The 24,285-nt window shown below is 68.3% G+C and carries 22 protein-coding genes and 1 pseudogene; 15 read left to right on the plus strand and 8 right to left on the minus strand.

Going from position 1 to position 24,285, the window contains the following annotated elements; genetic code table 11:
- Positions 1–29: 29 nt before the first annotated feature.
- Entirely contained in the window at positions 30–503 is a 474-nt protein-coding gene (nikR, locus tag ACSFBE_RS04690; RefSeq protein WP_435489213.1) for a nickel-responsive transcriptional regulator NikR, read from the minus strand.
- Between the two features lie 263 nt (positions 504–766).
- Here nikR and ACSFBE_RS04695 point away from each other — a divergent pair, with 263 nt between their 5' ends.
- The 7 genes from ACSFBE_RS04695 (at position 767) to ACSFBE_RS04725 (ending at position 9,101) form a co-directional block, all read left to right on the plus strand.
- A complete protein-coding gene (locus ACSFBE_RS04695) occupies positions 767–1,273 on the plus strand; it encodes a hypothetical protein (protein WP_435489214.1) in 507 nt (168 codons plus the stop codon).
- A gap of 42 nt (positions 1,274–1,315) precedes the next feature.
- A complete protein-coding gene (locus tag ACSFBE_RS04700) occupies positions 1,316–3,421 on the plus strand; it encodes a hypothetical protein (RefSeq protein ID WP_435489215.1) in 2,106 nt (701 codons plus the stop codon).
- Positions 3,422–3,506: 85 nt separating this feature from the next.
- Positions 3,507–6,125 carry a fused MFS/spermidine synthase gene (locus ACSFBE_RS04705; RefSeq protein WP_435489216.1) on the plus strand — a complete coding sequence of 873 codons (2,619 nt, stop codon included), beginning with the start codon at positions 3,507–3,509 and terminating at the stop codon, positions 6,123–6,125.
- 58 nt (positions 6,126–6,183) lie between these two features.
- Positions 6,184–7,002 (plus strand): peptidyl-prolyl cis-trans isomerase, encoded by an 819-nt coding sequence (locus tag ACSFBE_RS04710; RefSeq protein WP_435489217.1) that lies wholly within the window; start codon positions 6,184–6,186, stop codon positions 7,000–7,002.
- On the plus strand, positions 6,999–7,961 hold the full coding sequence (locus ACSFBE_RS04715; protein ID WP_435489218.1) for a HupE/UreJ family protein: 963 nt from the start codon (positions 6,999–7,001) through the stop codon (positions 7,959–7,961). Before ACSFBE_RS04710 ends, ACSFBE_RS04715 begins: the two co-directional genes overlap by 4 nt.
- Positions 7,962–7,967: 6 nt before the next feature.
- Positions 7,968–8,609 carry a TIGR02466 family protein gene (locus ACSFBE_RS04720; RefSeq protein ID WP_435489219.1) on the plus strand — a complete coding sequence of 214 codons (642 nt, stop codon included), beginning with the start codon at positions 7,968–7,970 and terminating at the stop codon, positions 8,607–8,609.
- 33 nt (positions 8,610–8,642) lie between these two features.
- On the plus strand, positions 8,643–9,101 hold the full coding sequence (locus ACSFBE_RS04725; protein ID WP_435489220.1) for a copper chaperone PCu(A)C: 459 nt from the start codon (positions 8,643–8,645) through the stop codon (positions 9,099–9,101).
- Between the two features lie 27 nt (positions 9,102–9,128).
- Here ACSFBE_RS04725 and ACSFBE_RS04730 read toward each other — a convergent pair whose 3' ends face one another.
- Entirely contained in the window at positions 9,129–9,551 is a 423-nt protein-coding gene (locus tag ACSFBE_RS04730; RefSeq protein WP_435489221.1) for an acyl-CoA thioesterase, read from the minus strand.
- A 170-nt stretch (positions 9,552–9,721) separates the two neighbouring features.
- Between ACSFBE_RS04730 and ACSFBE_RS04735 the strand changes: the two genes are divergently transcribed.
- The gene (locus tag ACSFBE_RS04735; RefSeq protein WP_435489222.1) at positions 9,722–11,422 is read left to right on the plus strand and encodes an electron transfer flavoprotein-ubiquinone oxidoreductase; all 1,701 of its coding nucleotides are present in this window, start codon (positions 9,722–9,724) and stop codon (positions 11,420–11,422) included.
- A gap of 25 nt (positions 11,423–11,447) precedes the next feature.
- Here ACSFBE_RS04735 and cysE read toward each other — a convergent pair whose 3' ends face one another.
- From cysE to ACSFBE_RS04750, 3 genes are read right to left on the minus strand one after another with little or no spacing between them, the layout of a single operon-like run.
- On the minus strand, positions 11,448–12,224 hold the full coding sequence (gene cysE, locus ACSFBE_RS04740; RefSeq protein WP_435489223.1) for a serine O-acetyltransferase: 777 nt from the start codon (positions 12,222–12,224) through the stop codon (positions 11,448–11,450).
- Between the two features lie 35 nt (positions 12,225–12,259).
- Positions 12,260–13,009: an RNA methyltransferase gene (locus tag ACSFBE_RS04745; protein WP_435489224.1), complete on the minus strand. Its 750-nt coding sequence runs from the start codon at positions 13,007–13,009 to the stop codon at positions 12,260–12,262.
- A gap of 30 nt (positions 13,010–13,039) precedes the next feature.
- Positions 13,040–13,912, minus strand: coding sequence for a LysR substrate-binding domain-containing protein (locus tag ACSFBE_RS04750; RefSeq protein ID WP_435489225.1), 873 nt, complete (start codon positions 13,910–13,912; stop codon positions 13,040–13,042).
- A gap of 104 nt (positions 13,913–14,016) precedes the next feature.
- On the opposite strand from ACSFBE_RS04750, the gene ACSFBE_RS04755 reads away from it, so the two are divergent.
- From ACSFBE_RS04755 to ACSFBE_RS04785, 7 genes and pseudogenes are all read left to right on the plus strand, one after another.
- The gene (locus ACSFBE_RS04755) at positions 14,017–14,304 is read left to right on the plus strand and encodes a DUF1330 domain-containing protein (RefSeq protein ID WP_435489226.1); all 288 of its coding nucleotides are present in this window, start codon (positions 14,017–14,019) and stop codon (positions 14,302–14,304) included.
- 129 nt (positions 14,305–14,433) lie between these two features.
- Positions 14,434–15,495: an inositol monophosphatase family protein gene (locus ACSFBE_RS04760; protein WP_435489227.1), complete on the plus strand. Its 1,062-nt coding sequence runs from the start codon at positions 14,434–14,436 to the stop codon at positions 15,493–15,495.
- Positions 15,495–17,729 (plus strand): FUSC family protein, encoded by a 2,235-nt coding sequence (locus tag ACSFBE_RS04765; RefSeq protein ID WP_435489228.1) that lies wholly within the window; start codon positions 15,495–15,497, stop codon positions 17,727–17,729. The genes ACSFBE_RS04760 and ACSFBE_RS04765 overlap by 1 nt, the downstream gene beginning before the upstream one ends.
- Before the next feature lie 14 nt (positions 17,730–17,743).
- The gene (locus tag ACSFBE_RS04770; protein WP_435489229.1) at positions 17,744–18,811 is read left to right on the plus strand and encodes a mechanosensitive ion channel family protein; all 1,068 of its coding nucleotides are present in this window, start codon (positions 17,744–17,746) and stop codon (positions 18,809–18,811) included.
- Positions 18,812–19,012: 201 nt separating this feature from the next.
- Positions 19,013–20,185, plus strand: a complete 1,173-nt coding sequence (locus ACSFBE_RS04775) for a GAF domain-containing protein (protein WP_435489230.1) — start codon at positions 19,013–19,015, stop codon at positions 20,183–20,185.
- Positions 20,186–20,512: 327 nt separating this feature from the next.
- Positions 20,513–21,103, plus strand: a complete 591-nt coding sequence (locus ACSFBE_RS04780; protein WP_435489231.1) for a PadR family transcriptional regulator — start codon at positions 20,513–20,515, stop codon at positions 21,101–21,103.
- Positions 21,103–21,932, plus strand: a pseudogene (locus ACSFBE_RS04785) (siderophore-interacting protein). The gene ACSFBE_RS04780 and the pseudogene ACSFBE_RS04785 overlap by 1 nt, the downstream one beginning before the upstream one ends.
- Before the next feature lie 31 nt (positions 21,933–21,963).
- Here the strand turns inward: ACSFBE_RS04785 and ACSFBE_RS04790 are convergent.
- From ACSFBE_RS04790 to ACSFBE_RS04800, 3 genes are all read right to left on the minus strand, one after another.
- Positions 21,964–22,428, minus strand: a complete 465-nt coding sequence (locus ACSFBE_RS04790; RefSeq protein ID WP_435489232.1) for a hypothetical protein — start codon at positions 22,426–22,428, stop codon at positions 21,964–21,966.
- Between the two features lie 64 nt (positions 22,429–22,492).
- Entirely contained in the window at positions 22,493–23,563 is a 1,071-nt protein-coding gene (gene queG, locus ACSFBE_RS04795) for a tRNA epoxyqueuosine(34) reductase QueG (protein WP_435489233.1), read from the minus strand.
- Positions 23,560–24,276, minus strand: a complete 717-nt coding sequence (locus ACSFBE_RS04800; RefSeq protein WP_435489234.1) for a Crp/Fnr family transcriptional regulator — start codon at positions 24,274–24,276, stop codon at positions 23,560–23,562. The genes queG and ACSFBE_RS04800 overlap by 4 nt, the downstream gene beginning before the upstream one ends.
- Positions 24,277–24,285 lie beyond the last annotated feature (9 nt).

Genomic DNA, 24,285 nt, shown 5'->3' on the forward strand with positions numbered 1-24,285 from the left:
GTGTTATGCCGGCGGGAAAGGGTGCAGGGTCAGTTCAGCGGCTTCAAATGCGTGTGCGTTCCGGCCGCGCCGTGTGCATGCGGCCTGGATGGGGCCAGCGGCACCCGATGGATGTTGCCGTGCCGCACACCCCGCAGCGCGAGCAGTTGCTCCGCGCAGGGCTGGACGTCGGCGATGGGGCCGCGCAGCACGACCGCTTCCATGCAGTTGTCGTGGTCCAGGTGTGTTCGCAGGCTGGTGACGACCAGGTGATGGTGCGCATGCTGCAGCTCGAGCAGGCGCGAGATGACGGTGGGTTCGTGGCGGTCGTAGACATAGCTGACGGTCGCGACGCACCACACCGCTTTTCCAGCCGCGGCGTCACGTTCGAGTGTCTCGCGGCCGACGCCCGAACGAATGAGGTCGCGCACGGCCTCGGACCGATTGACGTACCCCTTGCCGGCGATGAGTGCGTCGAACTGCTGCGCCAGTTCGTCGTCGAGAGAAATGGTGAATCGCTGCATGGTCGCGTGAGGAAGGGACAGAGGGCGGGCCGGAGCGGCGGGACGAAGAATGCCATACACCGCCTTTCGCATGGATCAGCGCACCGGCCGGACTCGCAATCGACCGCGGGGAGAAAGAGGCGCAATAAAAAGTTCCAACCCGTTGCAAATTCATGGCGTTGTAACAGTCGAAAAATAGGATGAACTTCTCGGGTGCGCGCCGCTCGTGCCCCGAAAAAGACGCCCTTCAAACAACACGCTCCCAAAGAGAAAAGGCATTCGCCATGCGCCCAGGTCACCGCTTTCGATTCTTGCTCGCCAGCAGCATGCTGGCCCTGCTGGCCGCCTGCGGCGGCGGTGGCGACGACAACGTCGCCACCACGCCCCCGCCGGCCGGTGCTTCGCCGAACGATTCCGCCCGGCAGGCTGCATTCGCGACCGACTACGGCGCCGGCCTCGCGTCTCTCAACACCTACGGCGGCCTGACCAACACGGCCTTCCTCGACAACTACGACGACGCCTTCCTGGATGCGGGCTACTCCAAGGCGCAGGTGCGCGACGCCCTGACGCAAGAGGCCGCCGCGCTGCTGCTCTTCTCGACGGAGCTGTCGTCCTTCCCCGCCGTCAAGCTGTCGGCCGTCACGATCAACGGCTGCGACGCCGCCAACGTGTGCACGCTGACCGCCACGCTGACCAACACGGACGTCGACACGACCTCGGTGAGCTTCACATCGCGCCTGTCGTTCACCGGCGGCAAGTTCCGCCTGCTCGGCGACCAGAAGCAGACCTGAGCCCGACCAGCCCCTCACACGAACGAACGCGGAAATTTTTTCATGAAGACTCCTTTCCCTTTGCGCGACACGGCACTGGCGCTGGTCGCCCTGGCCAGCATCACCGCTCTTCCCTTCAGCGCTGCCCATGCGGCCGACCGCGCGGACACCAAGGCGAGCGGCACCTACGTCGCTGGTGACTTCCACAACCACACGACCTGCTCGGACGGCGCGCTGTCGGTGAAGAAGCTGGTCGACAAGTCGGTCAAGACCTTCGGCCTCGACTGGTTCGTCCAGGCCGACCACGGCGGCAGCAGCACGCGCAACTGCACCTTGGCCGAAGACCCGTTCGAGCCGGTGCCGTCGGGCATGGGCCTGACCACCAGCACCACCGGCCCGTACCCGCCGAACACCTATCCGAGCGGCGGCCAGCCGCCCAGCACGGGGAAGGGTCCGAACCAGACCTGGGAAGCCACGCTGCCCAACGGCCGTGCCGACATCAAGGGCAACGGCACCGCCACGCCCAAGGCGATGTGGCGCTGGCAGGAAATCAAGGAATACCAGTACCCGGTGATCGAAGCGGAAAGCCGCGCCCGCAACAAGCCGATCTGGATCGGCGTGGAACAGAACGCGCCCGGCCACGAGCACATCTCGACCAACGTGCTGCCGGGTCAGTTGCCCTGGCCGTCGACCGAGGCCGGTGGCAACGCCGCCCTGCAGGCGCAGTACGAGTACTGCTTCGACCGCAGCGACAGCGACACCAGCCGCGGCGCAGAGAACCAGTGGGATTGCAGCGTGACCGGCAGCAACAACAACAACCTGCTCGACACCACCGGGCGCAAGATCACCGGCACCAACAGCAGCACCACGCCCAACCTCGGTCACCTGAAGACCGTGGAAGGCATCAAGTGGATGAACGAGAAGGCACCCACCGCCAGCTACTTCGTCCCGGCCCACCTGGAGCGTGCGGGCGCCTACAACCCGACCGGCAACAACGGCTTCAACATCGAGCACCTGCGCAACTTCAACAACGCGGCACCGAAGATCGCCTTCGGCTTCGAGTCGATGCCCGGCCACCAGGCCGAAGGCAACCGCGGCAGCTACGGCACCGGCGCGGTGGGCGGCGGCACCTATGGCGGCACGGGCGTTTATGCGGCGACCGTCGGCGGCGTGTGGGACGCGTTGCTGGGCGAAGGGCGCAACTGGTATTTCTTCGCGAGCTCCGACTACCACAACCGCGGCAGCTTCGGCGCCGACCAGCGCGAGACGACGTCCGACTTCTTCCCCGGCGAATACACCCGCGACTACGTGATGGTGCGCAAGGGCGCCAACAACCTGACCGCCGGCGGCATCATCGACGGCCTGCGCAGCGGCAACAGCTTCGTCGCCAACGGCCAGCTGATCGATCGACTGTCGTTCACGGTCTGCGCAGCCCACCCCGGCCTGCCGCGCAATGCGGGCAACGCCCTGTACGAGAAGGCGGGCCAGAACGCCGCCGCCGCCAACGGCGACGTGCGCATCAACGGCTGCGCGACCATGGGCGAAAAACTGGTGGTGCGCCCCGGCACCGACCTGGTGGTGACGGTGGTGCTGCGCGACCCGCAAGGCGCCAACAACTCGCCGTACTCGTTCCCGAACCCGTCGCTGAAGCAGGTGAACATCACGCAGCCGCTCAATGCGCCGGTGCTGGACCATGTGGACGTGATCAACGGGATGGTGACGGGCACGGTCGACCCGGCCGACACGGCGAACTACGCCGGCACGCTGGGTTCGAAGGCCGCCACCAACAAGACGGCGAAGGTCGCCAAGGTGTTCAACAGCACGAACTGGACGGCCCAGGCCGACGGCACGCGCATGATGAGCTACATCGTTCCGGCCGCCAAGGCATCGCAGTACTTCCGCCTGCGCGGCACGAACCTGCCGGCCGCTGTGCCCTTCGAGACCGATGCCGACGGCAACCCGCTGCTCGACTTCGTGTCGAACCCGTCGGATGGCACCCTCCCGGGCAAGATCCCCTGCAGCGATGCAGCCTGCCCGGCCCACATGCGCACGCTGTCGGGCACGAAGTACGCGAGCTATGACGTCGCCGGCTGGTCGGACCTCTGGTTCTATGCCAACCCGGTGTTCGTGGAAGTCGTGAACGCCATCAAGGTCGCCGGCATCAAGTAAGCGACACGGGCCCGTCCCGCCTCGGCACGGCAGACACAAGGTGTCTGCCGTGCCTTTTTGTCCGAAGAAGAAGCACCGGAGCGCCATGCTCAGCGTCCCCCCTGAAACGCCCGCCGCGCTGCGCGTGGAAGGCGCGCGCCCGGAACTCGCTGTTGCTCATCTTTTGATGGTCCTGTCCGGTGCCGCGGCGCTCGCATGGCAGATGGTCTGGACCGCCGAATTCGGCACCGCGATGGGCCATGAGATCGTTGCGGTGCTGGCCGTGCTGGCCGCCTTCTTCGGGGGCCTCGCACTCGGCGCGCAGATGCTGGGCCGGACGCTGGCGCGCAGCCGCTGGCCCGGGCGCTGGTACGCCGGCTGCGAAGTGCTGCTGCTGGCCTGGGGCCTGGCCCTCACTCTGGCCATGCCGTCGCTGATCAATGCCACGGCGCTGCTGATCGGCCCCGAACCGTCGGTGCTGCGGCACTGGACGGTCGCCTTCCTTTTCCCGTTCCTCCTGCTGCTGCCCGCCAGTGCAGCGATGGGCGCCACCTTGCCCGCACTCGAGCGCCAGCTGAACGCTGCGCGCAGCCGACTCGGCGGGCTCTATGCGGCGAACACCTTCGGCGCGGTGCTCGGCCTGCTGCTGGCGGTGTTCGTCGTCATGCCGCACGCGGGCCTGCTGCGCACTGCCCTCTTCTGCGCCGCGGCGAATGCACTGTGCGCCGCGCTGGCCTGGTGGCTCTGGCGCGACGCGCCGGTGGAACCGGCCGCCACGTCCGACATGTCGATGCCGTCAACGCTCGGCCGCCGTGTGCCCGCCCTGCTGGTGGCCACCGGCGTGCTCGGCATCGGCTACGAGGTGCTCGCCGTGCGCGTTCTCAGCCAGGTGACCGAGAGCACCGTCTACAGCTACGCGCTGCTGCTCGCCATGTACCTCCTCGGCACGGCCGCGGGCGCGGCGATCTACCAGCGACTGGCGCATCGTGCAGGCGATCCGCGCCAGTTGCGCGACCGGTTGCTGCTCGCCCTGGCGGCTGCGGTGCTGCTGTCAGGTCTGGCGCTTGGTTGGGCCGATGCGCTGTGTGCCTGGCCCGCACGCTGGATCGGCCCCGGTGCGGCCGGCGCGCTCGCCGGTGAAGCGCTGGCGGCCGCGGCGGCCATGTGGGCGCCGACGCTGGTGATGGGCGCGCTGTTCACGCATCTGTGCATCGAGGCGCAGTCCGGCGGGCTGCCACTCGGACGCGCGCTGGCGCTCAACACCGCAGGCGCGGCCCTCGCCCCGGCGCTGGTGGGCGTGTGGCTGATCCCCGCGCTCGGCGCACCCGCCGGTCTGGCCCTGATGATCGCAGGCTACCTGCTGCTGCAATCGCCCGTGCGCTGGCGACGTCCGCAGACCGTGGTGATCGCCGCGATGGCCGGTGCGGCGGTGCTGTGGGGCGCGAACCTGCGTTTCGTCGACGTGCCCGACGGCGGTCGGGTGCTGAGCTATGACGACGGCGTGATGGCGGCGGTCAGCGTGGTGGCCGACGCCGATGGCGTGGCGCGCCTGCGCATCAACAACCGCGCACAGGAAGGCAGCAGCGCCAGCGGCCTGGTCGAGTGGCGCCTGGCGCAACTGCCGCTGCTGCTGCACACGACACCGCCTCGGCAGGCGCTGTTCCTGGGGCTGGGCACCGGCTTCACCGCGGCCGCCGCGGCGCAGGAGCCGGGTTTGCAGGTGCACGCGGTGGAGCTGTTGCCCGAGGTGATCACGGCGGCCGCGCTGTTCGCGAAGTCGCCGGCGGCGCCGGTGCCGCTGCAGCCGCTGCACGCCGTGTCGGCCGACGCGCGGCGCTTCGTGCAGGCGTCCGACGCGCACTACGACGTGATCGTGGCCGACCTGTTCCATCCCGCGCGCAGCGGTGCCGGCGCGCTCTACACGGTGGAGCAGTTCGCCGCGGTGCGCGCGCGCCTCGCACCCGGTGGTGTCTTCTGCCAGTGGCTGGCGCTGCACCAGATGGACCTGGACACCTTGCGCAGCATCGTCGCGGCCTTCCTCGCGGTGTACCCGGATGCGATCGCGGTGCTGGCCAGCAACAGCCTCGACACGCCGGTGCTGGGGCTGATCGCCCGGCCGGACGATCCGGCCATCGACCTCGCGGCCGTGCGCGCGCGGCTTGCGCAACGCGCCCAAGGGGCCGGCCCGTCGCCGTCGGCTACCGCGCGGCTCGAAGACGAATTCGCCGTGGTCGGCAGCGTGCTCGCCGGGCCGGCGACGCTCGCGCGCTTCGCCCAAGGCGCCACCGCCAACACCGACGACCGCCCGGTGGTCGTGCACCAGGCGCCCTGGACCACCTATGCCCCGCCCTCGACCCCGCGCGAGCGCCTGATGCAATTGCTGCGTGAACTGCAACCGCACGCTACGGAGCTGCTGCGCCAGCCGCGCGACGCCGAGGCCGACCGCATGCAGGCCTACTGGGCCGCACGCCGCCTCTACCTCGCGTTCGGCGCGACCGTGCGACCCGTCGCCGACCCGGGCGAGATGCTGCAGCGCGTGCAGAAGCCGCTGATGGGTCTGCTGCGCCAGAGCCCGGAATTCCGCCCCGCCTGCGAGCCCCTGGTGGCGATGGCCAACGCCCTGCGCGGCAGCGACCCGACCCGCGCAGAGGCCATCACCGCCGCACTCGATGCCATCGGCGCGCGGTGCGCGCAGGCCTCAGCCAGCGCCGCACCGGCGTCCTGAACGCACGCCGCCCACGCCACCTTCCAACCCTTTTCACCTTCCGACCGATCGCCCACCCATGGACCTTTCCAACGCCCTGAAACGCGCGGCCCGCGAGCCGCTGCTTCACTTCCTGTTCCTCGGCCTGCTGTTGTTCGGCGTCGACCACCTGCTCAACGCCCGCCGCGAAGACCCGCAGACCATCGTCGTGGGTGCCGACGTGCAGAAGGAAGTGCGCGAGATCTTCGTGGCGGGCATGCAGCGCGAGCCGACGCCCGGCGACATGAAAAAGCTGATCGACCGCTGGGTCGACAACGAGGTGCTCTACCGCGAAGGCCTGTCGCTCGGCCTGGACCGCGGCGACAGCACCATCCGTGAGCGCGTGATCTTCAAGGCCATGAGCATCGCGCGCAGCGGCATCAGCCTGCCGACCATCGACGAGCCGACGTTGCGGACGTGGTTCGAGGCGCGTCGCGACCGCTACGACACGCCGGCCCGCTACGACTTCATGGAAGCGGTGGTGATCGGCGACAGCACCCCCGAGGCGCTGGAGACCTTCGCCGCCGCCCTGAACGGCACCGCGAAGAGCGACACGCAGAGCGACCTGCGCGTCTTCAGGGACCGCCCGCGCACGAACCTGGTCGAAAGCTACGGCAGCGACTTCGCCGACAAGCTGGCACAGCTCAAGGTCGGCGAATGGCAGGCCGTGCCGAGCAGCGCCGGCCTGCGCGTGGTCCGCGTCGAGGCGATCAAGCCCGGCACGACAGCGAAGTTCGAAGACATGAAGGACTCGGTCCACCAGGACTGGAAGGACGACACGATGGCGCAGCGCACGTCGGACGCCGTGCACGAGATGAGCAAGAAGTACGCGATCCGCACCGAAGGCGCGAAGCCATGACGACGCTCTGGCGACTTGCGCTGCGCGCGCTGTTCGTGCTGGCCATCGGTTGGCAGGCGGCCGGTGCGGGCGCGCACGAGATGAGCATCGCCGAGATGACGATGCGCGAGGTCGGCTCGGGCCAGTTCGTCTGGTCCTGGGGCGCGCCGGGCAAGAGCCGGCCGGTCGCCGAGGAACTGACACCGAGCTGGCCGCAAGGTTGCGTGGGCGACGCGCAAACGGTGCAGTGCCCCGGGCCGATGGCGGGCACCCTGTCGATCGACGGCGTGGGCAAGGCCTATTCGGCCGCGCTGGTGCGCATTCACTGGCGCGACGGCCAGCAGAGCGTCCACACGCTCAGCGGCGCGCAACCCAGCGTGCAGCTGTTCGGCGGCGCACGCGACGAACGCGGCGGGCTGGAGCTGGCCAAGGTGTACGCCATCCTCGGCGTCGAGCACATCCTGAGCGGCATCGACCACCTGCTGTTCGTCATCGGCCTGCTGTTCCTGGTCGGGCTGAACAAGCGGCTCATCGGCACGATTTCGGCTTTCACATTGGCGCACAGCTTCACGCTGGCCGCCAGCGCGCTGGGCTGGCTGACGCTGCGCTCGCCCCCGGTGGAGGCGGTCATTGCGCTGTCGATCGTGCTGGTCGCTGCCGAGGCGCTGCACGGCCGGCAGACCTGGAGCCGCCGCTGGCCCGCGCTCGTGGCCTTCTTGTTCGGGCTGATCCACGGGCTGGGCTTCGCCGGCGCGCTGAAGGACATCGGCCTGCCGCAGCAGAACATTCCGCTCGCGCTGCTGAGCTTCAACCTCGGCGTGGAAGCCGGGCAGCTGATGGTGGTGGCGCTGGCCTGGGGCCTCACGGTGCTGCTGCGGCGCTACTCCTTCGCGCCGCTGGTGAAGCGGCCGGCGCTGTATGGCATCGGCGCACTGGCCAGCTTCTGGACGATCTCACGCATCGTCGTGATCGCGGGCTGATCTCGCATGACAGCGACATCACCCCGCGCGCAGGTCTTCGAGCTCTTTCCGACACCCGTGATGCGCGTCGAGGGCTGCATCGACACCACGCTGGTCGCCGGGCTGCATGCGCAGCTCGGCGACGATCTCTCGGCAGCGAACCAACGCTCCGACGCGCTGTCGCACAGCCGCCTGCTGTCGCCGCAGGACGCACCGCTGCTGCGCGAGGTGGCGCAGCGCCTCGATGTGCCGCTGCGTGAATTCGGCACGCTGCTCTTCGGCGAGGCGCTGCAGTGGCGCATCAAGGAGATGTGGCTCAACGTGATGCAGGCCGGCGGGCAGCAGGCGGTGCACAACCATGCCAACAGCTTCGTCTCGGGCGTGCTCTACCTGAGTGCCTGCGAGCCGGCGAGCAACACCGCCTTCATCCGCAGCCTCGGCGGGCGCGACTACGTGTTCAGCAATGCCAACCCGCGCAGCGCCACCGGGCCCTTCAACGCCGAACGGTGGATCGGCCCGACACCGGCCGCGGGCGACCTGCTGCTGTTCCCGAGCTACCTGCTGCACGAGGTGCCGGTGAACCGCGGCGCCGTGCGCAGCACCCTCGCCTTCAACGCCATGCCGGATCGGCTCGACGCGTGGGGCTATTCCATGTCCTTCTCGAACTGAGCTTCCAGACCCCCTTCTCTCACCCCCGACACCATGACCACGACCCAACGCTTTCCCCGCATCGCCGCCACCCTGCGGCGCGCCTTTCTGCTGACGCTGGCGCTCTCGCCGATCGCCGCATCGACACACGAGTACTACGGCGCGGATTTCACGCTGATCCACCCCTGGGCCGACCCGACGCCCGAGGGGCAGCTGGCCTCTGCACCGATCTACTTCAGCATGGAAAGCGTGCGCGGCAAGGACCGCCTGGTGCGCGCCAGCACGCCCTACGCCGAGACGGTGGAATTCCGCAGCAGCGATGCGCCATCCGCCAAGCGGCTGAAGGCCATCGACATTGCGCCGGCCGACAAGCTCGACTTCGGCAAGGACAAGCCGCACCTGGTGTTGCGCAACCTGAAGGCCCCGCTGCAATGGGGCCGCAGCTACGAGATGACGATGGTCTTCGAGAAGTCCGGCCCGATCCAGGTGATGGTGTCGGTCGGCGCCCACTGAACGCGGCCACCGCAGATCCGCTGACGCTCAGGCGCTGACCAGCGCGCGCAGCCACTCGGGCAGCGCCATCGCCTTCTGCTTGGGGAAGTCGACCCAGATGGTGGTCGCGCCGCCGGCCGCGCAAACCACCTCGGGCGCATCGGCGCGTGCCATGGTGGCCCAGGTCTCGAAGGTGGTGCGGGCGGGGTCGCTGGCGTACATCTTGAGCAGCACGTCGCCTGGGTACTCGAGCTGGCGGTAGAAGTTGCAGAAGGCATTGACGATGACCATGCCCTCGCCGCCCGGGTCGGGCTCGAAGCCGATCGAGCGCATCCAGTCGATACGCGCCGTCTCCATGTAGCGGAAGTAGCTGCCGTTGTTGAGGTGGCCCATCGCGTCCATGTCGCCCCAGCGAATGGCGATGGACATCTCGTAGACCAGTTTCTTCTTCTCGGGGATTTCGATCTTCATGGATGCAAGGCGTGGTTGACTCGACAAAGCCAGTCGCCAAGGCGACCGACCGCACGACGCAGTGGCGGCACCGGACGACAGGGCCCGCTCGCGACGCCGCATAAAATGCCCCGCCGCCCTCGCTACCCAGGGTGCCGGCGCACTCCAAAATCATTATCGGCTCCACCCCCATGACCCACGACGAAATCCTTGCCCAGTTCGGTCCGCGCGAATCCATGGAGTACGACGTCGTCGTCGTCGGTGGCGGCCCCGCCGGGCTCTCCACCGCGATCCGCCTGAAGCAGCTCGCGGCGCAGAACGACAAGGAGATTTCGGTGGTGGTGCTCGAGAAGGGCTCGGAGCCCGGCGCGCACATCCTGTCGGGCGCCATCATGGACCCGCGCGCCCTGTCGGAACTCATTCCTGACTGGAAGGCCAAGGGCGCGCCGCTGAACCAGCCGGTCACGGCCGACACCTTTCTGATGCTCAGCGAGACCGGCGCGATCCGCACGCCGAACTTCATGCTGCCGCACAACTTCCACAACGAAGGCAACTACATCGTCAGCCTCGGCAACGTGGTGAAGTGGCTGGCGCAACAGGCCGAGGAACTCGGCGTGGAGATCTTCCCCGGCTTCCCGGCCGCCGAAGTGCTCTACACCGACGACGGCCAGGTGCGCGGCGTGGCCACCGGCAACCTCGGCATCGGCAAGGACGGCGAGCCGACCGAGAACTTCCAGCTCGGCATGGAGCTGCTGGGCAAGTACACGGTGTTCGCCGAGGGCGCACGCGGCCACCTGGGCCGGCAGCTGATAGCCAAATTCAAGCTCGACGACGGCAAGGACCCGCAGAGCTACGGCATCGGCATCAAGGAGCTGTGGGAGATCGACCCCGCCCGCCACGAGCCGGGCCTGGCCATCCACACAGCCGGCTGGCCGCTGCCTTCGGACACCTACGGCGGCTCCTTCGTCTACCACGCGGAGAACAACCAGCTCATCATCGGCTACGTGGTCGGGCTCGACTACCAGAACCCGCACATGAGCCCCTTCGAGGAGTTTCAGCGCTTCAAGACGCATCCGAACATCCGCTGGTACCTCGAAGGCCAGGACAAGGGGCTGAAGGCACCGAAGCGCCTGAGCTACGGCGCGCGCGCGATCACGGCCGGTGGCCTGCTGTCGCTGCCCAAGACGGTGTTCCCGGGCGGCGCGCTGGTCGGCTGCGAGGCCGGCTACCTGAACGCAAGCCGCATCAAGGGCAGCCATGCCGCGATCAAGACCGGCATGCTGGCGGCAGAGGCCGCCTTCGAGGCCGTGACCGCGGGCCGTCAGCACGACGAACTCGCCGCCTACCCGGCCGCCTTCGAGAAGAGCTGGTTGCACACCGAGCTGAACAAGGCGCGCAACTTCAAGCAGTGGTTCAAGAAGGGCCTGACGGTCGGCACCGTGATGACCGGCATCGAGCAGTTCGTGCTGCGCGGCCACATCCCCTGGACCATTCACCGCACCGAGGCCGACCACGCCCGCCTGAAGCCCGCGAGCGCGTCCAAGAAGATCGCCTACCCGCGGCCCGACGGCAAGCTCACCTTCGACCGGCTCTCCAGCGTGTTCATCAGCAACACCAACCATGAAGAGAACCAGCCGGCGCACCTGACCTTGAGGGACGCGACGGTGCCGACGCGCATCAACCTGCCCGAGTACGCCGGCCCCGAGGCGCGCTACTGCCCGGCCGGCGTGTACGAGTTCGTGCCCGACGAGGCGAACAGCGGCAAGGAGCGGCTGCAGATCAACGCGCAGAACTGCGTGCACTGCAAGACCTGCGACATCAAGGACCCGACGCAGAACATCGTGTGGGTCACGCCCGAAGGCGGCGGCGGGCCGAACTACGTGGGGATGTAAAGCCGGACGCGCAGCGGCGGTCGGCTCACTTGCCGACCAGCTGCGTCAGCTTTTCCGCTTCGAAACATTCCTCGCGCGCCGCGTCGCAGGGCATGCAGTCGCCCTTGTCGGGCGTGCTCGACGACAGCTTCTCGATGGCCTCCCAGATGAGCGCGATCTGGTGCTCCTGCCCCTTGGCGCTGTCGATCAACCCGCGCATCGCCTGCGACAGCGGGTCGTCGTCCAGCGTGATGCCGTAGGCGGAAAACTTGCGCTCGCTGCCCGTCACATCGGCGCTGGCGCCGGTCTTCGACGGGATGATGCGTGCCGGGATGCCGACCGCGGTCGCGCCTGCGGGCACCGGCTTGATGACCACTGCGTTGCTGCCAATCTTGGCGCCATCACCCACCACGAAGCCGCCCAGCACCTTGGCGCCGGCGCTCACGACCACGTCGCGGCCCAGCGTGGGATGTCGCTTGGTGCCCTTGTAGAGCGAGGTGCCGCCGAGCGTCACGCCTTGGTAGATGGTGCAGCCGTCGCCGATCTCGGCGGTCTCGCCGACCACCACGCCCATCGCATGGTCGAAGAAGACGCGCTCGCCGAGCTTGGCACCGGGGTGGATCTCGATGCCGGTGATCCAGCGCGAGAACTGCGAGACGAAGCGGCCGACCCACTTGAGCCCGTGCGTCCAGCACCAGTGCGCCGCACGGTGCAGCACCACGGCGTGAAAGCCCGGGTACAGGGTGATCACTTCCCAGCTTGTCCGGGCCGCAGGGTCGCGGTCGAGGATGCACTGGATGTCGGAACGCAGGCGCGAGAACATGGATGTTGTCGTTATATGGACAGCGGGCGCGCAGTCTAAGCGGCACCGTCGGCGCGCGACGCTCGCGGGGTCTTCGCATCGACCATGGCCTTGGCGATGCCGCGCAGGATGTGGATCTCCTCCGGCGTCGGCTGGGCCCGGTTGAACAGCTGCTGCAGCCGCGGCATCAGCTTTTTCGGCGCCTCGGGGTCGAGAAAGCCGATCTCCACCAGCGAGCGCTCCCAGTGCGCCAGCATGCCGGCCACGGCCTGGGCGTCGGCCGCCTGCGTGGGCGCCACCGATTCGGTCACCGGAAAGCCGCCCAGCGCCAGCCGCCATTCGTAGGCGATCAGCTGGATCGCCGCCCCGAGGTTGAGCGAGCCGAAGTTCGGGTCTGCCGGGATGCTCAGCGCCACGTTGCAGCGGTAAACGTCCTCGTTGCGCATGCCGAAGCGCTCGGAGCCGAAGAGAAAGCCGACGTGCTGCGGCGCGTCGCTGCGGGCCAGCGGCTCGAGGTGCTCGCGCGGCGTGCGCGTCGGCGGGCCGAAGTCGCGCGGGATCATGGCGGTGGCGCACAGGTGCGTGACGCCGTCGAGCGCCTCGTCCAGCGTGTCGACGATGCGGGCGTTGGCCAGCACGTCGAGCGCCCCGCTGGCACGCTGGATGGTTTCCTCGCGGCGCAGCACGTTGGCCCAGCGCGGCGCGACCAGCACCAGCTCGCCGAAGCCCATGGTCTTCATGGCGCGGGCGGCAGCGCCGACGTTGCCGGCGTGGCTGGTCTGGATCAGGATGAAGCGGGTGCGCATGGGCGCGAATTGTCTCAGCCCGCCAAGGTCTCAGCCCGCCAAGGCTCGGGCCGGCTTCAATAACTGCAGCAGCGCCGTGATCTTGGGAGACAACGCCCCGCTCCGCCAGATCAGATCGGTCGAGGCGCGGTTCTCGCCACGCGGCAGTGGGTGCAGGCTCAGGCGTTCACGGTCCGGAAAGGTGGCGAGCACGCCGCGCGGCACCAGTGAAATACCCATGCCGACCACCACGCAGCCCAGCATGGCGTGGTACGAGGTGATTTCGATGGTCTGCAGTGGCATGCCGTCCCGCCGCGCGTACCACGCCTCGAGCCGCGCACGGTGCGGACACCCAACTTCGAAAGCCACGATCGCCGGCGGCAGCAAATGGTGCGCCTTGCCGATGGGCGCATGCCCGGCCTGAGCGACGATGACGAGTTCTTCCGAGAACACCGGCACCCGCTCGAAAGGCCCGTCTGCGATCGGCCCGGTGACGAAAGCCGTGTCCATCCGCCCTGCCAACACGGCGGCAGCGAGCTGCTGCGGGTTGCCGGTCTTCAATGTCAGCTTGACCTCGGGATAGCGCTTGACGAACTCGCTCAGCGGCCCCGGCAGGCGCACGGCGGCCGTGCTTTCCATGGCGCCCAGCACCAGGGGGCCGCGTGGTCGGTCGTCGCACACCGCTTCGCGCGCTTGCGCCGCCAGCGCCAGCAATTGCTGCGCATAGGGCAACAGTTGCCGGCCCGCCGGCGACAGGTGCAGCCTTTTGCCCTCGCGGATGAACAGGGCGACACCCAGCTTCTGTTCGAGCTGGCGAATGCGCGTGGTCACGTTGGACTGCACACGGTGCAAACGCTCGGCCGCCCGCGTCACGCTGCCGGCTTCAACGACCGCCTGGAATATCTGCAGGTCGCCGAGATCCATGTTCTCATTTCAAGATGATTTGAATCTCGATTATTCATTTTTCAAAATGATGGTCCAGCGCTATCGTGCGTTTCTCTCTACCAATGAATGAAAGAAGGATCGACATGGCAAAGGGCTACTGGATCGTTCGGGTATCGGTGCACAACGCGGCGGAATATCCCTCCTATCTCGCGGCGGCGCGGCCCGCCTTCGAGAAATTCGGCGCCCGCTTTCTGGTGCGTGGCGGTGCCTCCGAGTGCATGGAAGGCGTGGCACGCGAGCGCAACGTGGTGGTCGAATTCGTCGATGTGGCGACCGCTAGGGCGTGCTATCAAAGCGAGGAATACGGGCTTGCCAAGGCCATTCGGCAGCGCGTTGCCGACGCCGATTTCGTGATCGTCGAAGGCGCCTGAACAGCCCTGATTCGCCATCCCCGGGGCGCGGCCCGGCGGGTTATGGGAAAATAGGTCATCGTTCGCCGCCCGCATCGCCGGGCCGCATTTCCCGGGGCCCCGTGCCCTCGCCCGCTCTTCCCACAATTCATGTCGTCGCCCAACCTCCATCCCATGCTCAACGTGGCCGTCAAGGCCGCCCGCGCCGCCGGTGCCATCATCAACCGCGCCGCGCTCGACGTCGAAGCCGTTCGCATCTCGCAAAAGCAGGTGAACGATTTCGTCACGGAGGTCGACCACGCCAGCGAGCGCGTCATCATCGAGACGCTGCTCACCGCGTACCCGGGCCACGGCATCCTGGCGGAAGAATCCGGCACCGAGCACGGCGCCAAGGACTCCGACTACGTCTGGATCATCGATCCGCTCGACGGCACCACCAACTTCATCCACGGCTTCCCGGTCTACTGCGTGTCGATCGCGCTGGCGGTCAAGGGCAAGGTCGAGCAGGCGGTCATCTTCGACCCGAGCCGCAACGACCTGTTCACCGCCACCAAGGGCCGCGGCGCCTTCATGAACGAGCGGCGCATCCGCGTCTCCAAGCGCACCCAGCTTCACGAGTGCCTGATCTCGACCGGCTTCCCCTTCCGCACCGGTGACAACTTCAAGCAGTACCTGGCCATCATGTCCGACCTGATGCCCAAGATGGCCGGCCTGCGCCGGCCCGGCGCCGCGGCGCTCGACCTGGCCTATGTGGCGGCCGGCTTCACCGACGGCTTCTTCGAGACCGGCCTGAGCATCTGGGACGTGGCGGCCGGTTCGCTGCTGGTGACCGAGGCCGGCGGCCTGATCGGCAACTTCACCGGCGAGCCCGAGTTCCTCGACCAGCGCGAATGCCTGGCCGGCGCGCCGCGCATCTACGGCCAGCTGGTGCCGCTGCTGTCGAAGTATTCCAAGTTCGCCGGCCTCGACGCCAAGATGCGTGCGAGCGACCGTGCCCGCGCCGTCTCGGCCTCGATCGCGCCCGACGCGGACGCCGAATCGGCCGACATCTACGCCCGCAGCACCATCGCCGCCGATGCCGAAGAGACGGCAGGCAGCGAAGCCGCCGCACCGGCGGCAGCGCCCGCGCCGCGCAAGCTCACCCGCATCCGCCGCGAACCGGCCGGCGGCACGGCTGTCCCGCCGGCCGAGGGCAAGCCGACCGAATCCTGATGCAGGCGCCGCGCGCCGCCGTCCAGCGCAGCCGCGCCGCCCTGCGCGTTGCGCTGAGCCACTACATCGCCAACGGGCTGTCGGTCGCGCTGGGGCTGCTGCTGATCTCGGCCGGCGTGCATGCCTGGCTCGGCGCCTTCGCTGCGGCCTCGGCCGCGGTCGGCGTCATCGTCACCGCCCCGCCCGACCTCCCCGGCCCGCGCCGCGGCAAGTTCTGGCAGATGCTGCCGGCACCGCTGATCGGCCTGCCGCTCTTCTTCGCAGTGCAACTGCTGCACGCGGCGCCGATCCGGCTCGGGCTGCTGCTGGTGCCGGCCACCTTCCTGGCCTTCATCGCCATGGCCTGGGGCAAGCGCGGCATCCCGATCGCGATCGCGGTGATGTTCTCGATGATCTTCTCGATGGCCACGCCGAAACCGGAGGGCCTGTCGCAGGCGATCGACCGCACGCTGATCTTCGGCCTGGGCGCCGGCCTGTACGTGGTGTACGCCGTGCTGGCCAACCTGGCGCTCAACGGCCGCTACCGCATGCAGGCCACGGCCGATGTGCTGTTGTCGCTGGCGGCGCTGATGCGCACCGAGGCCAGCCAGTTCAGTTCGCGCGACGAGTCCGGTGACGTGCGCGAGGTGCCGGCGCCGCTGCTTGGCCGGCTGTTGCGCGAACAGGCGGCGCTGGCCGACCAGTTGCAGGCCACGCGCGACATCGTGTTGGAGTCGCCGCGCACGCCCTACCGCCAGCGGCTGGCGGGCATGCTGGTGATCGTGCTGGAGATGCGCGACCAGTTGCTCGCCAGCGAACTCGACCTGGAGGCCCTGCAAGCCAACCCGGCCCACGCGCCGGCGCTGATGGAAATGCGCCGCGTGCTCGAGGGCCTGGCCGACGACACCGCGGCGCTGGCCGACGCCCTGCTGCTGGCACGCACCCCCGACCGGGTGACCGACCGCCGCCCGCAACTGGCGGCGATCCACCTGCCGCACGAGGCCACGCATGCGCAAGGCCAGCACGGCCCCACCGCGGCCATGCTGGCGCGGGGCCTGGCCAGCCGCATCGGCCACATCAACGACGAGGTGCTGCGCCTGGTCGCCCTGGCGCGCGGCGAAATCGCGCCCGACCTCGCGGTGGTGCGGGCCAACTGGCAGATGTTCGTGAGCCCGACCGACTGGTCGTGGCGGCCGCTGCTCACCCTCTGGCGCTGGGACGCCCCGCCGCTGCGCCACGCGATCCGCGCCGCGCTGGCCATCGCGGCGGGTTACGGCATCGCCCTGCTGCTGCCTTGGGGCTCGCACGACTACTGGATCCTGCTGACGATCGTCGTCGTGCTGCGCGGCAGCCTGTCGCAGACGCTGGAGCGTCGCAACAGCCGGGTGGCCGGCACGCTGCTGGGCTGCGTGTTCGCGGTGGCGTTGCTGTCGGCGCATCCGGGCCCGCTGGGCCTGCTGGCCGCGTCGGTGGTGGCGCAGGCCATTGCGCACGGTTTCGCGGTGCGGCGTTACCTGATCACCTCGGTCGCGGCCACGGTGCTCGGCCTGGTGCAGGCGCACATGCTCAACACCGGCGCGGCACCCACCTTCGCGCTGCTCGAGCGCATGGCCGACACGCTGATCGGCGCGGCGCTGGCCTGGGCCTTCTGCTATGTACTGCCGTCGTGGGAGCGCAGCCAGATCCCGTCGCTGGTGGCGCGCACGCTGGAGGCGCAGGCCCGGCATGCGCGGCTCGCGCTCGGCCTGGGGCCACTCAAGGCAGTCGACAGCAGCCCCGAACTCGAATGGCGCCTGGCGCGCAAGGAGGCTTTCGACAGCCTGTCGGCCCTGGTGCAGGCCACGCAGCGCTCGCTGTCCGAACCGCGTGCCGTGCGCCCGCCCATCGCGCCGCTGGAACATCTGCAGGCCCACAGCTACCAACTGCTGGCGCAGCTCAGCGCCGTCAAGTCGATGCTGGTGCTGCGACGCGACCGGCTCACGGCGGCCGACATCGAGGGCCCGCTGCAGCGCACCGCCGCCCGCATCGAGGCGGCCATCGGCAGCGCCCCCCTTGCGGGCAGCGACCTGCCCTCGAGCCCGCCGGCCACCGCCCTGGCCGGCCCGATCCCCTTGCCGGACCCGTTCGAGAACGACATCAGCCCCTGGCTGCTGCGCCGGCTCGACCTGGCCACGGCCATTTCGGGCCAGCTGCGCGACGACGCGGCACGCATCCTGCAGTCCCTCGACGACTCGGCCGAAACCGCCACGTCCTGAAAGCCCCCCGAACGATGACCCAAGCCATGCTGCTCGGCCACCCGTGGTTCACCCCTGTCGTCTCGGCACTGATCGCCGTCGTGCTGGCGTTGCTGGTACACCGCGTGGCGAGCATCGTGCTGCAGAGGCTGACCCGCCACACGCTGGTGCTGCATAGGCTGCTGGTCAACATCAAGGGCCCGGCGCAGCTGCTGCTGCCGCTGATCGCGCTGCAGGTGGTGTGGCAGGCGGCGCCCGACGCGCTGCGGTTCATCGCCAGCGTGCGCCATTTCAACGGCCTGCTGCTGATCGCCGCGGCCACCTGGCTCACGGTGCGGGCGGTCAACGGCTTTGCCGATGGCCTGATTGCCAAGCACCCCTACGACGCGGCCGACAACCTGCAGGCCCGCCGCGTGCTGACCCAGACGCGGGTGCTGGCGCGCACCACCAACAGCATGCTGCTGGTGGCGGGCGCGTCGATGATGCTCATGACCTTCCCCGGCGCGCGCCAGGTCGGCGCCAGCCTGCTGGCCTCGGCCGGCGTCATCGGCATCGTGGCCGGTCTGGCGGCCAAGCCGGTCTTCAGCAACCTGATCGCCGGGCTGCAGATCGCGCTGGCCCAGCCGATCCGCATCGACGACGTGCTGGTGGTCGAGGGCGAATGGGGCCGCGTGGAGGAGATCACCGGCACCTTCGTCGTGCTGCGCATCTGGGACGACCGGCGGCTCATCCTGCCGCTCAGCTACTTCATCGAGAAGCCCTTCCAGAACTGGACCCGCACCGGTTCGCAGCTGCTGGGCTCGGTCTTCGTCTATGCGGACTACGGCCTGCCACTCGCGCCCCTGCGCGAAGAGGTGGAGCGGCTGGTGAAGGCGGCGCCGCAATGGGACGGCCGCTTCTTCAACCTGCAGGTGACCGACGCCACCGAACGCACCATGCAGCTGCGCGTGCTGTGCACCGCCGCCAATTCGAGCCTGGCCTTCGACCTGCGCTGCGCGGTGCGCGAGGGCGTGATCGACTTCATGCAGCGCGAGTACCCGCAGTTCCTGCCGCGTCTGCGCGTCGAGGACGGGGATGGGCACGCCGCGGGCGCGGTGGGGTAGTCAGTCGCAGAGGCGCCACGAGTCCACGTCTCCCGGACGCCGCCCCGCGCGGTACATCGCGTCCGTTGTTCGTAGATCGGATGTACGTCTTCGCGCAGCGTTGGAAGCCAAATTGAGTACTTCCCGGTTAACATCGATGGGGTCGGGTCTTGTTACATAGCCACGGGGCTGTTGTCTGCAATTTGCCTCTTGGAGCAGTGGATGAGCGCTTACCCTCAAGAAGAGTTTCAGCGTCTTGCTGCTGTCCGCCGATACGACGTCCTTGACACCCCACCGGACGGTGTCTTCGACCGCGTCACTGCCATGGCGGCCGCTCTTTTTTCGGTTCCCATTTCCATTATCAGTTTGGTGGACGTTGATCGCATTTGGTTCAAGTCCCACCACGGGCTTGAGGTCAACCAGATCGGCCGCGACCCCGGCCTGTGCGCTTCGGCCATTCTTCAAGATGGCCCCTGGTTGCTGAACGACGCCAAGCTAGACCCGCGTTCGATTGCGAACCCGTTGGTAGCAGGCGATTTCGGGCTACGTTTTTACCTGGGCATTCCACTGAAAACCTCCGACGGGTTCAACCTTGGAACGCTGTGCGTGATCGACAAGGAAGCGCATACGGTCTCTGAAGAGCAGATTGCGCAGCTGGAGCACTTGGCCGCGCTGGTAATGGACCAGATGGAACTCCGGCTTGCTGCTCGCACCGCGGTGGGCAAGCTCTCATCAGCGGTCGCCGAGAAGGAAGCAGCTTTGCAGCGCTCCGAGTTGATGGCGAAGGAAATCGAGCACCGGGTGATGAACAGCCTTCAGGTCGTCTCTTCGCTGCTGCTTCTTCAAAGCAAATCGCCAGTGACGGATGCGCGCTCCGAACTCGCACGTGCGGCCGGCCGCGTGGCTGCCGTGGCGAAAGTTCACAAGCATGTTTCCACGGGAGGCAATGTCGCCAGCTCCAAGGCGGGGGAATACCTCTGCCGGCTTAGCGCTGATCTCTCGTCCATTCTTGGCGTGGAAGTTTTGTCTCCCGTAGCCGAAGGAACTAATCTTGAGCTAGCGACCGAAGACATCATTTCGCTGGGATTGATCGTCAATGAACTTGTGACGAATGCGACCAAGCAGGGCGCCTCCAAAATCACCGTTTCACTCGAGAGCGATAGGTCAGGAAGCAGTGTGTTGATTGTCTCGGACAACGGCAACGGGTTGCCAACTGATTTTGATCCTCGCGCGAAGAACGGTCTCGGGATGCAGGTGATTTCGTCAGCCGTTGCGAAGCTCGGTGGTGAATTCGGATTTGCGAACCGAGAGCGTACGGGCGCTGTCTTCACAGTGCGCTTTCATGCCCCCGGTCTGGGCAGCCACTTTGAGAGTGAGCGCGGCAGCCTGCCTTAGTGTCGCAACGTCAATCAGGTTCAGATTCAATTCGCTTGACTTCATCAATTGACACCTGATCCGTAAGCGGCCGGGTGCACAGAAGACCTACCGCTTCGGCCCCTGAGCTGACGGTCGCATCTCTGGGACAGGCTCAAAACCTGAAGCCCTGCGAGCGCCAATTCGTCCACTGTGGCTGCGACCGCGCTGCGGGCGATCACAGCTGTTGCGCAAGCCGTTGAGTTCCCACGAGCCGCCAGCGCACCGTTAGCGCATCTTCGTACCCGTGTTGACTTCGATTCAGTTTAGATATATCTTTGTTGAATTAGATATAACGAAGAGAACGCCATGCACCACCCGCATCCTCACCATTCCCATCACCATCACCACCCCGCCTGCATTCGCCGCGGCGAACACGACGACGGCCTGGGCGGCGGCCGGGGTCACGGCGGCGGCGACACGCCGCGCGGCGGCCGCGTCTTCGGCCACGGCGGCCTGCGCTTCGTGCTGCTGCAGCTGATCGCCGACAAGCCGAGCCACGGCTACGAACTGATCAAGTCGATCGAAGACCGCCTCGGCGGCGCCTACAGCCCGAGCCCCGGCACCGTCTACCCGACGCTCACCCTGCTGGAGGAACTGGGCCAGCTCGCGGTCGACGAGGCCGACGCCGGCGGCCGCAAGCGCTACCGCGTCACTGATGCGGGCCTGGCCTTCCTCGAGGAGAACCGCGCCACCGTCGATGGCCTGCTGGCCCGCATGCAGGGCGGCGCGGATGGCGCCGGTCCGCGCGGCGGACGCCCGCCGCAGGTGATGCGTGCCATCGAAAACCTCAAGCTGGCGATGCGCATGCGCCTGTCGCGCGAGCCGCTGACGGCTGCGCAGGCCAACGCCTTCGCGGCGGTGCTCGACCACGCGGCGCAACAACTGGAGCAGATCTGATGACGACCAACGACGCCAACACCGCCCCCGACCGCACACCGCAGCGCGTGCGCCACACGCTGCGCTTTCGCGAACTCACGGTACGGACTGTGCAGCGCGTCACACCGCACCTGGTGCGCGTCACGCTCGGCGGCGACGCCCTCGAAGGCTTCACCAGCCCCGGCTTCGACGACCATGTGAAGCTGTTCTTTCCCGACGAGACCACCGGCGCGCTGACGCTGCCGAGCGCCGGCCCGGACGGCCCGATCTGGCCCGAAGGCCGCAAGCCGACGATGCGCGACTACACGCCCCGCCGCTACGACGCCACGGCGCAGACCTTGGAGATCGACTTCGCATTGCATGAGGCCGGCCCCGCAACCCGCTGGGCCGAACAGGCCGCCGCCGGGCAGCGCCTCGGCGTGGGCGGCCCGCGCGGCTCCTTCATCGTGCCGACCGCTTTCGACTGGCACCTGCTGATCGGCGACGATACCGCCCTGCCCGCCATCTCGCGGCGGCTGGCCGAACTGCCGGCCGGCGCGCGCGCGGTCGTGCTGGCCGAGGTGGACAGCGCCGCCGACCAGATCGAGCTGCCGAGCCGGGCCGACGTCGCGATCACCTGGGTGCACCGCGAAGCGCTGCGAAGAAAAGCACGCCGCCCTTGCTCGCTGCGCTGCATGCGGCACGGCTGCCGACCGGTGCCTTCCACGCATGGATCGGTTGCGAATCGGCACATGCGAAGGCGCTGCGCGCCCACCTGATCGATGAATGCCGCGCCAACCCGAAGTGGATCCGGGCGTCGGGCTACTGGCGCGCCGGCAGCGCGGCCACGCACGATTCGCACGACGATTGACGCCCGCGCGGCGACAGGCGCTGCGCGCCGGTCAGCGCTTGGGTGCGAGCTGCAGCGTCTTGCTGAACGCGCGCCAATCGCGGTAGCCGCGCGGAAGCTCGGCCACCTGCGCCTTGGTCAGCCAGACGATGTCGGCGGTCTCCAGCACCTCGCGCACCCGCGGCGCACCGGGCACCGGCCCGAGCGCCGTCAGGTCGTCGAAGAGCTGGGCCGCCGGCATCGCGACCTCGCAGTGCAGCCCGGCCCACTTCTTGGCGCGCGAAGGGGCACGGGCCTTCTGCGCCCGCAGGTCGCCGGCCCCGCCGTTGCCCTCCCACTGGGCCACCGCCTCGACCGACGCCGCCGGCTCGACGAAGCAGTCGATGCTCCGGCACGCCGTCTGCAGCATCTTCTCGGCCCAGGCCGACAGGTCGCCACCCTGCGCCTTGTTGCGCAGCCGAAGCAGGTCGGCGACGTTGTCGATCAATTCATCGGGCAGGCTTTCGCGCAGCGGCATCAGGGCTCCAGGGGGCAAGAAGGGAAGGAAAATCGACGCGGCGCTGGTCGCGCACCGCGGGGGCTCAATGGTAGTGCTGTGCCAGGGCCCACTCGACGTGCTCACGCACCAGGGGGCTCGGGTGCGTTGTGCGCGTGGCCAGCACTTCCTGCGTGCCGGCCTCCCCGGCGCGCAGCGCGTTGCCCAGTGCGACGGCGATGTTGCGCAGCCAGCGCTCGTGGCCGATGCGGCGGATCGGGCTGCCTTCGGTGTGGTGCAGGAACTCGTCCTCGGTCCAGGCGAACAGATCGGTGAGCTCCCGGCCGGTGAGCCCGTCGCGCGCATCGAAGTCGGGCAGCGCGCTCTTCTTTGCGAACTTGTTCCAGGGGCAGATCAGCTGGCAATCGTCGCAGCCGTAGATGCGGTTGCCGATCAGCGGGCGCAATTCGACCGGAATAGGCCCCGGATGCTCGATGGTCAGGTACGAGATGCAGCGCCGCGCGTCGAGCCGCTGCGGCGCGACGATGGCCTGCGTCGGGCAGACGTCGATGCACGCGCTGCAGCTGCCGCAATGCGGCGTGACCGGTGCGCTTTCCGGCAGCGCCATGTCGATGTAGATCTCGCCCAGGAAGAACATCGAGCCGGCATCGCGGTCCAGCACCAGCGTGTGCTTGCCGCGCCAGCCCTGGCCGCTGCGCGAGGCGAGTTCTGCTTCCATCACCGGCGCGGAATCGGTGAAGGCACGGTGGCCGAAGGGACCGACTTCTTCGGCGATGCGCTCGGCCAGTTTCGCAAGCCGGCTGCGCAGGACCTTGTGGTAGTCGCGGCCCCGCGCATACAGCGACACGATCGCCTCGCCGGGCCGCGTCAGACGATCGAATTCGACCGCTTGCCAGTCGTCCGAGCTGGCGCGCGGCAGGTAGTCCATGCGCGCGGTGATGACCGACACCGTTCCGGGCACCAGTTCGGCCGGCCGGGCGCGGCGGGTGCCGTGGGCCGCCATGTAATGCATCTCGCCATGAAAGCCCTCGGCCAGCCACTGCATCAGGCCGGCCTCGGCACTCGACAGATCGATGCCCGCGATGCCGATCCGGGAAAAGCCCAGTTCCCGGGCCCAGGCCTGAATCCGATGAACGAGTGGAGGGTTGCCGATCACCGGCCGATTGTAGGAATCGGAGCGGACGCCTCGGCCAGATCCTGAAGCCGACGCACATCGAGCACCACCAGCGCCCGACCGTCCTTCGCCACCACGCCGGAACGCGCCAGGATGCCGAGTTCGCGCGTGACCTGCTCGCGCGCCGTGCTGATCTGGTTGGCCAATTCGAGGTGCGTGGGCAGCGGGTCGATCCGCGCCCGGTTGTCGACCACGCCCGCGGCCTGCGCCAGGCGCAGCAGCGCCGCGTGCAACCGCTGCGGCACCCCGACCGTGCTCAGATCGATCACCCGTTCGGACAGTTCGCGCACCCGCGCGGCCAGGCCGCGCATCACGCGCAGGGCCACGGTCGGCTCCTCGCGCAGCAGGGCCAGGAAGCCCTCGGGGTCGAGCACCGCGACCACGCAGGGGCTGAGCGTCACGACATCCGCGCTGCGCGGCTTGCCGTCGATGGCCGCGATGTCGCCGAAGTACTCGCCTTCGGTCGAATCCCGAAAGGTGACCTGCCGGCCGTTGGTGGCGTAGGTCGTGACACGCAGGCGCCCGGCGACCAGGAAGTGCACGTCGCTGAGCGCTTCGGATCGCACCAGCAGCGACTTTCCGGCCGGCACGTTCTGCCAGCGACAGCGCTGCGCGAGCGCATCCAGGCGCGCCGGCGACAGGCCTTCCAGCAGCGCGATGCGGCTCAGGGCCAGGCTGGAGCGACCGGCCGTCATCGCACGTCA

Origin of the sequence: Variovorax sucrosi (genome assembly GCF_051216635.1) — a bacterium.
Classification (GTDB): Bacteria; Pseudomonadota; Gammaproteobacteria; order Burkholderiales; family Burkholderiaceae_C; genus Variovorax.

Excerpts from the sequence above, each read along its gene's own strand:
- ACSFBE_RS04710 (WP_435489217.1), top strand. The coding sequence starts at position 6,184 with ATGGACCTTTCCAACGCCCTGAAACGCGCGGCCCGCGAGCCGCTGCTT.
- ACSFBE_RS04750 (WP_435489225.1), bottom strand. The coding sequence starts at position 13,912 with ATGGATCTCGGCGACCTGCAGATATTCCAGGCGGTCGTTGAAGCCGGC.
- ACSFBE_RS04765 (WP_435489228.1), top strand. The coding sequence starts at position 15,495 with ATGCAGGCGCCGCGCGCCGCCGTCCAGCGCAGCCGCGCCGCCCTGCGC.
- ACSFBE_RS04735 (WP_435489222.1), top strand. The coding sequence starts at position 9,722 with ATGACCCACGACGAAATCCTTGCCCAGTTCGGTCCGCGCGAATCCATG.
- ACSFBE_RS04760 (WP_435489227.1), top strand. The coding sequence starts at position 14,434 with ATGTCGTCGCCCAACCTCCATCCCATGCTCAACGTGGCCGTCAAGGCC.
- ACSFBE_RS04700 (WP_435489215.1), top strand. The coding sequence starts at position 1,316 with ATGAAGACTCCTTTCCCTTTGCGCGACACGGCACTGGCGCTGGTCGCC.
- ACSFBE_RS04725 (WP_435489220.1), top strand. The coding sequence starts at position 8,643 with ATGACCACGACCCAACGCTTTCCCCGCATCGCCGCCACCCTGCGGCGC.
- ACSFBE_RS04715 (WP_435489218.1), top strand. The coding sequence starts at position 6,999 with ATGACGACGCTCTGGCGACTTGCGCTGCGCGCGCTGTTCGTGCTGGCC.
- ACSFBE_RS04695 (WP_435489214.1), top strand. The coding sequence starts at position 767 with ATGCGCCCAGGTCACCGCTTTCGATTCTTGCTCGCCAGCAGCATGCTG.
- ACSFBE_RS04770 (WP_435489229.1), top strand. The coding sequence starts at position 17,744 with ATGACCCAAGCCATGCTGCTCGGCCACCCGTGGTTCACCCCTGTCGTC.
- ACSFBE_RS04755 (WP_435489226.1), top strand. The coding sequence starts at position 14,017 with ATGGCAAAGGGCTACTGGATCGTTCGGGTATCGGTGCACAACGCGGCG.
- cysE (WP_435489223.1), bottom strand. The coding sequence starts at position 12,224 with ATGTTCTCGCGCCTGCGTTCCGACATCCAGTGCATCCTCGACCGCGAC.
- ACSFBE_RS04780 (WP_435489231.1), top strand. The coding sequence starts at position 20,513 with ATGCACCACCCGCATCCTCACCATTCCCATCACCATCACCACCCCGCC.
- nikR (WP_435489213.1), bottom strand. The coding sequence starts at position 503 with ATGCAGCGATTCACCATTTCTCTCGACGACGAACTGGCGCAGCAGTTC.
- ACSFBE_RS04775 (WP_435489230.1), top strand. The coding sequence starts at position 19,013 with ATGAGCGCTTACCCTCAAGAAGAGTTTCAGCGTCTTGCTGCTGTCCGC.
- ACSFBE_RS04790 (WP_435489232.1), bottom strand. The coding sequence starts at position 22,428 with ATGCCGCTGCGCGAAAGCCTGCCCGATGAATTGATCGACAACGTCGCC.
- ACSFBE_RS04705 (WP_435489216.1), top strand. The coding sequence starts at position 3,507 with ATGCTCAGCGTCCCCCCTGAAACGCCCGCCGCGCTGCGCGTGGAAGGC.
- ACSFBE_RS04800 (WP_435489234.1), bottom strand. The coding sequence starts at position 24,276 with ATGACGGCCGGTCGCTCCAGCCTGGCCCTGAGCCGCATCGCGCTGCTG.
- ACSFBE_RS04730 (WP_435489221.1), bottom strand. The coding sequence starts at position 9,551 with ATGAAGATCGAAATCCCCGAGAAGAAGAAACTGGTCTACGAGATGTCC.
- ACSFBE_RS04745 (WP_435489224.1), bottom strand. The coding sequence starts at position 13,009 with ATGCGCACCCGCTTCATCCTGATCCAGACCAGCCACGCCGGCAACGTC.
- ACSFBE_RS04720 (WP_435489219.1), top strand. The coding sequence starts at position 7,968 with ATGACAGCGACATCACCCCGCGCGCAGGTCTTCGAGCTCTTTCCGACA.